11 protein-coding genes are annotated in these 10,623 nt (G+C 39.2%); 8 read left to right on the top strand and 3 right to left on the bottom strand.

Translation table 11 applies throughout. The features are described from left to right. Positions 1–70: 70 nt before the first annotated feature. Positions 71–751, top strand: a complete 681-nt coding sequence (locus CXF76_RS11420; protein ID WP_024590630.1) for a tRNA-uridine aminocarboxypropyltransferase — start codon at positions 71–73, stop codon at positions 749–751. A gap of 10 nt (positions 752–761) precedes the next feature. Here the strand turns inward: CXF76_RS11420 and CXF76_RS11415 are convergent, their stop codons facing one another. After that, complete coding sequence (locus CXF76_RS11415) at positions 762–1,277, bottom strand: hypothetical protein (RefSeq protein WP_101163701.1); 516 nt, start codon at positions 1,275–1,277, stop codon at positions 762–764. A gap of 938 nt (positions 1,278–2,215) precedes the next feature. Here CXF76_RS11415 and CXF76_RS11410 point away from each other — a divergent pair. The 4 genes from CXF76_RS11410 to CXF76_RS11395 are packed head-to-tail and all read left to right on the top strand — an operon-like array spanning position 2,216 to position 6,849. Next, a complete protein-coding gene (locus CXF76_RS11410) occupies positions 2,216–3,220 on the top strand; it encodes a Fe(3+) ABC transporter substrate-binding protein (RefSeq protein ID WP_024590632.1) in 1,005 nt (334 codons plus the stop codon). Next, positions 3,220–4,851, top strand: a complete 1,632-nt coding sequence (locus tag CXF76_RS11405) for an ABC transporter permease (protein ID WP_101163700.1) — start codon at positions 3,220–3,222, stop codon at positions 4,849–4,851. Before CXF76_RS11410 ends, CXF76_RS11405 begins: the two co-directional genes overlap by 1 nt. Beyond that, positions 4,852–5,901: an ABC transporter ATP-binding protein gene (locus CXF76_RS11400; protein ID WP_101163699.1), complete on the top strand. Its 1,050-nt coding sequence runs from the start codon at positions 4,852–4,854 to the stop codon at positions 5,899–5,901. A gap of 48 nt (positions 5,902–5,949) precedes the next feature. Beyond that, a complete protein-coding gene (locus CXF76_RS11395; protein WP_101163698.1) occupies positions 5,950–6,849 on the top strand; it encodes a Dyp-type peroxidase in 900 nt (299 codons plus the stop codon). A 7-nt stretch (positions 6,850–6,856) separates the two neighbouring features. Here CXF76_RS11395 and argR read toward each other — a convergent pair whose 3' ends face one another. Next, the gene (gene argR, locus CXF76_RS11390; RefSeq protein ID WP_002957753.1) at positions 6,857–7,324 is read right to left on the bottom strand and encodes a transcriptional regulator ArgR; all 468 of its coding nucleotides are present in this window, start codon (positions 7,322–7,324) and stop codon (positions 6,857–6,859) included. A gap of 225 nt (positions 7,325–7,549) precedes the next feature. Between argR and mdh the strand changes: the two genes are divergently transcribed. Next, entirely contained in the window at positions 7,550–8,482 is a 933-nt protein-coding gene (mdh, locus tag CXF76_RS11380) for a malate dehydrogenase (RefSeq protein ID WP_007586102.1), read from the top strand. An 86-nt stretch (positions 8,483–8,568) separates the two neighbouring features. Here the strand turns inward: mdh and ispB are convergent, their stop codons facing one another. Further along, positions 8,569–9,540, bottom strand: a complete 972-nt coding sequence (gene ispB / locus CXF76_RS11375; RefSeq protein WP_101163697.1) for an octaprenyl diphosphate synthase — start codon at positions 9,538–9,540, stop codon at positions 8,569–8,571. A gap of 422 nt (positions 9,541–9,962) precedes the next feature. Between ispB and rplU the strand changes: the two genes are divergently transcribed. Together rplU and rpmA are read left to right on the top strand one after the other, a co-directional pair. After that, entirely contained in the window at positions 9,963–10,274 is a 312-nt protein-coding gene (gene rplU / locus CXF76_RS11370; protein WP_002957748.1) for a 50S ribosomal protein L21, read from the top strand. A 16-nt stretch (positions 10,275–10,290) separates the two neighbouring features. Further along, entirely contained in the window at positions 10,291–10,548 is a 258-nt protein-coding gene (gene rpmA / locus CXF76_RS11365) for a 50S ribosomal protein L27 (RefSeq protein WP_002957747.1), read from the top strand. Positions 10,549–10,623 lie beyond the last annotated feature (75 nt).

Here is a 10,623-nt window from a genome sequence, read left to right as displayed (position 1 = left end):
GACTATAAATATAAGATTAAATTGCGATAAGTCGTTACAATGCGCGCTTAATTAATTGAAGGTAAATACAGTGAAAAACTCAGTTTTAGCATTACGCGCTCAACAAATAAGTGAATCCCGTCGAGAGTTTAATGCTCGAGGCGGTAAATTAGATCGCTGTGAGCAATGCTTAATAGCTAAGCACTACTGTATTTGTAAAGGTGTTGAGCATGCAGATTGTAAAGCAGCTGTGTGCTTATTAATGTATCACAATGAAAGCTTTAAACCTTCTAATACTGGGCGCTTAATTGCTGAAATAGTGCCAGATAACCACGCATTTAGATGGGATAGAACAGACCCTAACCCCGCTCTTTTAGCTTTGATAAGCGATTCACAATATCAGCCAATGGTAGTATTCCCTGCTGAAGATGTAGAAGAGGGCAGGGCCATTACCGAAATAAGTATTGAAGAGGGTAAAAAACCGCTATTTATATTTTTAGATGGTACCTGGCGTGAAGCTAAAAAAATGATTCGCAAAAGCCCATACTTAGATAACTTGCCTGTACTTTCTGTTACTGCTGATAAACTATCTGATTACCGATTACGTGTTGCCCCTCATGCGCATCAACTAGGCACTGCTGAAGTGGCTATTATGGTGCTAGCGCTTGCGGGAGAAATGGATGCATCTTCTAAATTAGAACAGCATTTTATTAAGTTTCGTGATGCGTATTTGCTTGGTAAGCGCAATAAAGGCCGACCGCTAGAAGAATAGTTTTACGTAGTTAAGCGAAAGCTTGCTGCTCTTTTAAGTGAGCAAGTGCTTTATTTTGAATTGCTCTGAAGCCTTCTTCAGATGTTAATTGTAAAACCGTATTATATAATTGGCTTACGCTATTGTGAGCCTGAATAAACGAGGTGCAGTCCTCACCAATCATATCCTTAGCCTCTTCGACTCGCTTTAAAAAGTAACAGCTAATATCGGTTTTTCCCTTAAAGTGAGTAGTCGCAATAGCGCTTGCTATTCTATTAAGCTGATAACTAAATTCATCAGGTCGAGAACCCTCACCCCATTTACTAATAGAAATATCGCTTTCTAACTGGATAATTACGTTAAGTATGTTTTTAAACTCACTCATTGGCATATTTAAAAAGTTATAACCTTTGGGGCTAAATAAAGCTTTATACGGATTTTTGTTGGGAGTTTGGGCACTAAAAACACCAATTGGTTTTGCTGTACTTGCGTCTGATACTTTACATAAAAAGGTATTGCTTTGCGGCATTTTAAAATTCATATCCATTGAGTATTTATGATCCTTGCGTTACTTAGTTATCGGCGCAATTAATGAAAAACTTAGCGAAATTTAAAATATTAATAAAGTATTTGAAGGTATTAATATTGATTAACTGGGATGCAGTATTACCCTGCAAAAGTTAGTGGTAGTTGCTTAGAGCTTTACTAAACCCAAATTTTAGGCAAAGAAAAGCGCGCTCTATCTCTAGGCGCGCTTGCGGAATCTTCTAATTTTCTGCATCCTGCAATTGAACTTAATCAACTCCAATTTTTACTAATCCATGTTTATTACTATATTACTTTTTAGTTCTATGTAATGTAGACCATCCGGGCCTGTATCCTTAAATTCCTAAACATCCTGTAGGGTAAATACTATTACCAAATCCTTAATTACACTTCCTAGTGTATCCCTATTTTAACCAATCCCTTGTGTTGCCTTAAAAGGCCTGTCCATTTATTCCTTAAACATCCTGTTAAACAACTTAGCCGTGTTGTTATCCTTTTCGCATCTTCCTGACGCTGTCCTTTTTACAACATTGCGTTGTGATACTCATCCTGAGCCTGTCCTAAAATCCGTGTTGTCCTGGTAACCTAATCATTGGTTGGTTGAGTAAGCAGTCCATTTCCTTTTACTCAATAAGCGTCATTGCTTGGTTGATGCGTAAATTATAGTGCAATAGAGCAACTAAAATAGGGATAAAACTACGTTCAATTAGTATTTATGCAATAGTAATAATGTAAAAGTTCAATTAATACATGTTGTTAGGTTGTTTTTGTGTGTTTTTTATCTTGATTTTTACTCATTAGCTGTCACATCCGTGAGACATCTCTTACACTGCATTTCCTTTTTGGGCGTTATTTACATATTTACATTTATTTAAAGTGTGCACTTTTTGAATGAGCGCGGTAGAATTCGATGATAATAACAATTATTTAGGTGAAATAATGAAGACAGTATTTACACTTGTTTTAGGATTAGCAGCATCGGCACCAGCCTTTGCAAGTGACGTTGTTAATATCTATTCTTTTCGTCAGCCGTTTTTGATTCAGCCAATTTTAGAAGATTTTACAAAACAAACGGGAATAAAAACCAATGTTGTTTTTGCTAAAAAAGGGTTAATTGAGCGTGTTAAACGTGAAGGTAAACATAGTAAAGCCGATTTAGTATTAACCTCTAATTTTAGTGCGCTTATTCAATTAGAAGATTTAAAATTAACACAAACTATAAAAAGTGACAGTGTAAATAATAACGTGCCTGCAGCTTTTCGTGACGGTGATGGCCAATGGGTCGCGCTTACTAAGCGAGTTCGTAATGTGTATTCATCAAAAGAGCGAATTGGTGCGTTACCTAAGCTCACTTATGAAGATTTAGCAGATCCTAAATACAAAGGACAAATTTGTACGCGCTCTGGCAAACATCCATATAACTTAGGTTTAGTGGCTTCTATGATTGCACACCATGGTGAAGCGCAAACCAAAGAGTGGCTTGAAGGTGTTAAGGCTAATTTAGCACGTAAACCTCAAGGTAACGATCGTGCTCAAGTTAAAGCCGTTAAAGAAGGTTTATGTAACTTGGCATTAGGTAATAGTTACTACCTTGGTAAAATGCTAGAAGATAAAGAGCAAAAAGGTTGGGCAGAGGCCGTAAATATTAACTTTCCGAATCAAACTAATCGTGGCTCACACATAAATGTTTCGGGTGCGGTTATTACCAAATATGCTAAAAACCCTGAAAATGCATTAAAGCTCATAGAATATATGACCGACAGCAAAGCACAAAACATGTATGCCTCATTGAATATGGAGTATCCAGTTAAGTCGGGTGTTGAACTATCAAGTTTGGTTGCCTCTTGGGGGAGTTTTAAAGAAGACAGCTTGCCACTTGATGAGATTAGTAAATATCGTCCGTTAGCGCTTAAGCTAATTGATGAGGTGAAGTTCGATCTTTAATGACTAATAAATTTAAGCTGTCTAAATGGCAGCTCTTTGCGTGGTCGACTGGCTTAATTCTATCGGCCCCGTTGTTTTTTCTTCTTTTTGAATCTCTACAAGGTAGCTCTGAGGTGTTTTCTCACCTGTGGGATACCGTGCTTTGGGATTACATAACCAATACCGTATTGCTTGTTTTAGGTGTTTGCGTCCTTAGCTGCGCCATAGCTTTGCCACTTGGATGGCTAACGGCTTACTGTAGTTTCCCGGGTAAAAAACAGTTTGAATGGGCACTTATGCTGCCCCTTGCTATGCCCACCTATATTATTGCCTATGTATACACTGATTTATTAGATTATGCGGGTCCGGTGCAAATAGCACTGAGAGAATGGTTTGGCTGGCAATCGCCTAATGACTATTGGTTTTTTGATATACGTACATTACCCGGCGCCATCGTTATGATTGCCTTGGTACTTTACCCGTATTTATTTTTAATTTTTAAAACAGCCCTTCGCGAACAGTCATTCAAATTAGTACAAGCTAGCCAGTTAATGGGGTTATCTCCTTGGCAAAGCTTTTTTAAAGTAAGCTTAGTGCTCTCTCGTGGGGCTATTGTGGCGGCTCTTGCACTTATTAGTATGGAAACCATGGCTGACTTTGCAACAGTGAGTTATTTTGCCGTAAGTACATTAACGACTGCCGTATACGATACGTGGTTTGGTTATTACTCACTTACAGCGGCAGCTAAAATATCGGGTGTGATGTTATTACTGTTATTTTTAGCATTAATGGCAGAGCGCTTTAGTCGTCGTAACCAAGCGGTATTTGAGCGCCAATCAAGCGTAAATAGCGAATCTCTCTATGTATTAAAAGGAAAGTCAGCTTGGCTAGCAACGGCATTTTGCAGCTTTATTTTACTTATCGCGTTTGTAATTCCTATTGCAGTACTTATAAATTACGCCATTACCTACTTTGATAAAGCATGGGATGTAGAGTTTTTTAGTTACGCTTGGCAAAGTTTAAAAGTGGCAGGGGTCGTGAGCCTAATAACGATTACGTTGAGTGTTTTTGTGGTTTTTTATCAGCGTGTGGCAAAGCAAACGTATCCGCTTATTCCCGGACGTTTAGCAAGCACAGGCTATGCGCTGCCTGGCACAGTACTCGCTATTGCGGTTTTATTACCGCTTACGTTATTAGAGAACACCATTAACACAGCGCTCGAGCCGTATAATTTAGATATTGGCTTGCTGCTTACAGGTAGTATTCTTACTATTATTATTGCTTATATTGTTAGGTTTTACGCCATTGCACACGGAGCAATTGAGTCGAGTTTTTTACGTATTAGCCCATCACTTGATATGGCAAGCCAATCAATGGGTAAAAGCCAAGGACAAACACTGCGTTTAGTGCACCTACCTTTACTGCGAAGAGGATTGCTTACTGCTGCGTTATTGGTATTTATTGAGTGCATGAAAGAACTGCCAGCTGCGCTATTGCTCAGACCGTTTAATTTTGAAAGCTTAGCTACTCATGTATTTCAGTATGTGAGCGACGAGCAGTTAGAGCTTGCTTCAATATCGGCATTATTTATTGTTATTGTTGGGTTTATTCCTTTGTATTTTATTAATCGTTCTATGGAGCAGCGTAGTTAAATGAGTAGTTTAATTTTACAAGGAGTGAGCTATCACTATAACGGCACAAAGGTTATTCACGATTTAGATTTAACGGTGGGTAAAGATGAAATTGTTTGCCTACTCGGAGCGAGTGGGTGCGGCAAAACGACCACGTTAAAAGCGATTGCAGGTTTAATTGAAGCTAAGCAAGGGTCTATTTTTATAGACGGTAAATTAGTGAGTGATGAGCAATCGTTTGTCTCGCCTGAGCACCGTAACATCGGCATGATGTTTCAAGATTATGCATTGTTTCCGCATTTAACGGTGGCAAATAATATCGCATTTGGGCTTAGTAAAATGAGTAAAGCTCAAAAGCAGCAACGCGTTGATGAAATGCTTAAGCTGGTACATTTAATTGGCTGTGCTGACAGGTTCCCGCATCAGTTATCGGGTGGTCAACAGCAGCGTGTAGCTATTGCTCGTGCATTAGCTTATAAGCCTAGTTTATTGCTACTTGATGAGCCCTTTTCAAATATCGACACACAAGTACGCTTTGAATTAATAGCCGATATACGTCGAATTATTAAGGCAACCCAAGTATCTGCTGTGTTTGTTACACATTCAAAAGAAGAGGCGTTTGCCTTTTCAGATACACTTGCCATTATGCATCGCGGTAAAATTGAGCAACAAGGCACGCCTGAGCAGCTTTTTGCAGCTCCATGTTCAAAGGAGGTTGCAGAGTTTCTGGGTCAAGGCATATACTTGAGCGCAGAAGTATTAACAGCAACTGAATACAAAACGCCATTTGGTTTAGTCGAATCTTATATTGAGAGTAAGCATGACGTAAGCGTAGGGCTTATATATGTACGTCCTCATCAAATAGAATTAGTGGCAGATAACCAAAGTGACAAACTCAGCAAGCGAGCTACAATCATAAGTCGTCGCTTTATTGGTTCGGCGTATGTTTATTCACTTGTTATTGATGAACAAGAAATTGAAGTTGCTGCACAATATGGCCAGTCATTTGAAAATAATGAGCAGGTTATAATAAAAATAAAACCTCACACGGTGAATTTTTTCGAATCGTAATTAATTTGTTATTCGCTGTGTTTTTATCTATAAAACTAAGGAATAACAATGGCGCAAGCGCAATCAGGGATTTGTGCTGAAGCAAACTTACACGGTTTGCACTTATTTTTTAATGTGTTTGATGGTCAAGATGAATCACTTCGCGCAAAGTTAAAACAAGTAAGCGCTATTGAAGAAGAGTTTAGCGATCAATTTTCAGAATCAATGCTTTCTTGTATGGTTGCTATTGGTGCGCAATATTGGCCGCATATCCTCCCTGAATACATCCCAAGCGAACTACAGAGCTTTCCTAATATAAACCATAGCGATCATCAAATGAGCGTACAACCGTGCGATTTATTTGTGCAAATTCGCTCTGACCGTGAAGACGTTAACCATTTATTTGCGCTGCAAATTTTAAAACTATTTGCTCCCGATGTTGAGCTGGTGGAGCAAATTCGTAATTTTCGCTTTTTAGATGGTCGTGATTTTAATGGTTTTATTTATGGTGGCGATACCGCTCATGGAAGAAAAAAGCGCGCTACGGCTTTAATTAGTAACCCTGGCAATTTTGAAGATCAGGGGAGTTATATTCATGTACAGCGTTATAAGCATGACTTAACTATGTGGCAGCACTTATCATTGAGCGAGCAAGAACAAATAATGGGGCGTACGCGCCTTGATAACACGCTAATTACCCCAGCGATTGAAACCAGCCATGCTTCACGTAGCGAGCTAAAAGACGAAGAAGGCCAACCGCTATTATTAAATCAGAGCATGCCTTATGGCGATGTGTATGAGCAGGGAATGTTATCAATTACATGCGCTTGTACGGGCACTGCATTTGAAAAAGTACTTAATAGTCGTTTAGGGGAAGGGGATTGTTACGACCACTGGCTTGATTTTACTCAAGCCGATATGGGTTCTGCTTTCTTTGCGCCTTCAGTCGGGTTTTTAAAACAAATTTAGTTTGCTATTAAACCGTATCAAATAAAATGCGAACACGTTCAAGTGTTACATCTATTTCAGATATTTTAGCAGGAGCGATAAAAATAGTATCGTCGCCTGCAATTGTTCCTAGTACGCCATCTGCTTTACCTAATGAATCTAATAAACGAGCAATAAGCTGAGCAGCACCTGGGCTGGTACGAATGATGATCATCATTTCGTTGTGCATAATGTCGATTACTAATTGGCGTAATGGGCTTTTAGCCGTAGGTACACCCATTTCAGCTGGTAAGCAGTAAACCATTTCTTGTTTGGCGTTACGTGTGCGTACAGCACCAAATTTACTTAGCATGCGCGATACTTTACTTTGGCTTATATTGTCAAAGCCTTGATCTTTTAATGCATCAACTATTTCGCCTTGAGAGCCAAAATTTTCTTCTTTTAATAGTGATTTAAATGCTTTTACCAGTGCTTCTTGTTTATCTTGTGGTTGCATAGTCTTTATTCGTTTTTGTTATTTATGCCGCAAATTCTACACAAAAATGAATAATTATGCAGCAGTTGTTTAGTTAACTTGCCAGTTTGATGCGTTAAATCACAAAAGTTTACGACTATGGTCGAAAATATACTTGAAATAGACAGGATAAATTTGTTTTTAGTCGCTAATTTCATTATCTTAAGAGCCACAAATGTTTCCTACCTCAAATTACGGAGAATTCCAATGAAAGTTGCTGTATTAGGTGCTGCAGGCGGTATCGGCCAAGCGTTGTCTTTATTATTAAAAACAGGCTTACCAGCTGGCTCTGAATTATCACTTTATGATGTTGCACCAGTAGTACCAGGTGTTGCGGTTGACCTTTCTCACATCCCAACAGATGTTAAAGTAGCAGGCTTTGGCGCAGACGAATTAAACAAAGCGCTTGAAGGCTCTGACATCGTTCTTATCCCAGCGGGTATGCCACGTAAACCAGGTATGGATCGTGCTGATTTATTTAATGTAAATGCTGGTATCATCAAAACTTTAGCAGAAGGCATTGTTGCTAGCTGTCCTAAAGCGTTAGTAGGTATTATTACTAACCCAGTAAATGGCACAGTTCCAATCGTTGCTGAAGTATTCAAAAAAGCAGGTACTTACGACGCTAAACGCGTATTCGGTATTACTACGCTTGACGTTATTCGTTCAGAAGCATTTGTTGCTGAACTTAAAGGCGTAGACGTAGCAACTGTGAAAGTACCAGTAATTGGTGGTCACTCAGGCACAACTATTCTTCCTCTACTTTCTCAAGTTGAAGGTGTTTCTTTCACTGATGAAGAAGTTGCTGCACTTACTCCACGTATCCAAAATGCGGGTACTGAAGTTGTAAATGCTAAAGCAGGCGGTGGTTCAGCTACGCTATCTATGGGTGCTGCTGCAGCTCGTTTTTGTATGTCTTTAGTTAAAGGCCTACAAGGTGAGGAAGTTGTAGATTACGCTTACGTTGCTGTTGAAAATGGCGATGCAGAGTACTTTGCACATCCAGTACGTTTAGGTAAAAACGGCGTAGAAGAAATTCTTTCTTACGGCGAACTAAGCGCATTTGAAACAAAAGCAAAAAATGACATGCTTGAAACACTGAAAAAAGACATCAAAGAAGGTGTTGATTTCATGGCGTAATAGCCAAAGTAGAATAACAAAAAAGCCTGCATTTGCAGGCTTTTTTATTGCTCAGAATTAATTTCACACTGTGTAGCTAGTTAAAACTAGTGGTCGCGGTCAACCGCAATACGAGCAAGGCTTATGAGTGCTTGCTTATAGTCAGACTCAGCTAAAAAGTCTAAACACGCAATAGCTTTGTCAGCTTCAAGCTCTGCTTTTTGCATTGTAAATTCAAGCGCATTAGTTTGCTTTAGTGCCGATAGAATTTCTTCTAAATGCTCCATACCATTACTGTGCTCTATTGCATTACGAATAAGCTGCGTTTGCTGCTCGCTACCATGTTGCATAGCATAAATAAGTGGAAGCGTTGGTTTGCCTTCAGCTAAATCATCACCAATGTTTTTACCCAACTGCTCAGCATCTGCATTGTAATCGAGTACATCATCTACTAACTGAAACGCAGTACCTAAATGCATACCATATAGGTTTAGTGCATCGAGAGTAGTTTGGTCTTGCTCAGTAATAATGGCAGCAAGGCCTGTCGCTGCTTCAAACAGTTTAGCCGTTTTAGAGTAAATAACCTGCATATAACTGGCTTCGGTTGTATCTGGGTCGTTGCAGTTCATTAGCTGCAATACTTCACCTTCAGCAATAATATTTGTTGCATCGGCAAGTACTTGCATAACCTGCATTTTTCCAAGGCCAACCATAAGCTGAAATGAACGAGTGTAAATAAAGTCACCAACCAATACGCTAGCAGCATTACCAAATTCAGCATTTGCTGTTGGTGTGCCACGTCGTAAGTTTGATTCATCTACAACATCATCATGCAATAGCGTTGCTGTATGAATAAACTCAACAATTGTTGCAAGTGTTATGTGATCTTTACCCTGATAACCGAGCGCTTTGGCTGCTAAAATCGCCAGCATTGGACGAACGCGTTTGCCGCCACTGCTAACTATATATAAACCAAGCTGATTAACTAACGCCACATCTGAGCGCATTTGCGCATGTATAAGTTGATTGACGTCATTCATATCGCTTTCGATTAACGCCTGGATAGCTTTTATATCCATTGATCTCCGAGCCAATTTTTATGTGTGAACGGCGCAGATTGTACAACAAAAAATGCACTAGCTCGATATTTTGTGACGATTGATTGAAAAAACACTATTAAAGTACTTAATTTAGACTGAATTAGCCAAGATAACTGATTAATTGATAATCAATATACAGTTTATGGTGTGCTTAGATATTAAGCTGTGAGGGTCATATTTGAGTACATTAATTTATTTCGACTAAGAGTTAAAAAGCGCTTGGCAAAAGGGCTAATTAATATAAAATGGGGTAAATATTGAATTGCTCTCAAAGCAGCTACTTTTTATTCATTTTAATTACAAAATAGGCTTGCTAGTTATTTCGCGTTAGCGTAAACTTCGCGCCCTATCGAAGAATATTTTAGTTGCGCCGATTTGAGGGTGCACAGACGGAGTTAATTATGTACGCGGTTTTCCAAAGTGGTGGTAAACAGCATCGTGTGACTGAAGGTCAAACGATTCGTCTTGAAAAATTAGACGTTGAAACTGGTGCGGCAGTAGAATTTGATTCAGTACTTTTAGTTGCTGATGGTGAGAAAATCGAGATCGGTGTACCGTTCGTAAACGGTGGCAAGATAACAGCTGAGGTTGTTTCACATGGTCGCGGTGAGAAGATTAAGGTTGTTAAATTTAGACGCCGTAAGCATTCTCGTAAGCAAATGGGCCATCGTCAATGGTTCACTGAAGTTAAAATCACTAGCATTAGCGCTTAATTAGAGGTACTTAGAAATGGCACATAAAAAAGCAGCTGGTAGTACTCGTAACGGTCGCGATTCAGAAAGCAAACGCCTAGGTGTTAAGCGTTTTGGTGGCGAATCAGTTCTAGCGGGTAGCATCATTGTTCGTCAGCGTGGAACTCGTTTCCACCCTGGTACTAACGTAGGTATCGGTAAAGACCACACTATCTTCGCAAAAGCAGATGGTAAAGTTCAGTTTGAACAAAAAGGTCCTTTAAACCGTAAATACGTAACTATCGTAACTGAGTAATCAGTAAGGTAGTTAAAAACCCCGCCTTTGCGGGGTTTTTTGTTTTGTAGTCAGTCAAAATATATACCCAAGCCT

The sequence above is a fragment of the Pseudoalteromonas sp. 78C3 genome, assembly GCF_002836695.1.
Lineage (GTDB): Bacteria > Pseudomonadota > Gammaproteobacteria > Enterobacterales > Alteromonadaceae > Pseudoalteromonas > Pseudoalteromonas arctica.
The sequence above is the reverse complement of the archived record's forward strand: the minus strand, read 5'-3'. Positions and strand labels throughout refer to the sequence as shown.

Coding starts and splice junctions, on each gene's coding strand:
- CXF76_RS11415 (WP_101163701.1), bottom strand. CDS start 1,277: ATGGATATGAATTTTAAAATGCCGCAAAGCAATACCTTTTTATGTAAA.
- CXF76_RS11410 (WP_024590632.1), top strand. CDS start 2,216: ATGAAGACAGTATTTACACTTGTTTTAGGATTAGCAGCATCGGCACCA.
- CXF76_RS11405 (WP_101163700.1), top strand. CDS start 3,220: ATGACTAATAAATTTAAGCTGTCTAAATGGCAGCTCTTTGCGTGGTCG.
- CXF76_RS11400 (WP_101163699.1), top strand. CDS start 4,852: ATGAGTAGTTTAATTTTACAAGGAGTGAGCTATCACTATAACGGCACA.
- CXF76_RS11395 (WP_101163698.1), top strand. CDS start 5,950: ATGGCGCAAGCGCAATCAGGGATTTGTGCTGAAGCAAACTTACACGGT.
- argR (WP_002957753.1), bottom strand. CDS start 7,324: ATGCAACCACAAGATAAACAAGAAGCACTGGTAAAAGCATTTAAATCA.
- mdh (WP_007586102.1), top strand. CDS start 7,550: ATGAAAGTTGCTGTATTAGGTGCTGCAGGCGGTATCGGCCAAGCGTTG.
- ispB (WP_101163697.1), bottom strand. CDS start 9,540: ATGGATATAAAAGCTATCCAGGCGTTAATCGAAAGCGATATGAATGAC.
- rplU (WP_002957748.1), top strand. CDS start 9,963: ATGTACGCGGTTTTCCAAAGTGGTGGTAAACAGCATCGTGTGACTGAA.
- rpmA (WP_002957747.1), top strand. CDS start 10,291: ATGGCACATAAAAAAGCAGCTGGTAGTACTCGTAACGGTCGCGATTCA.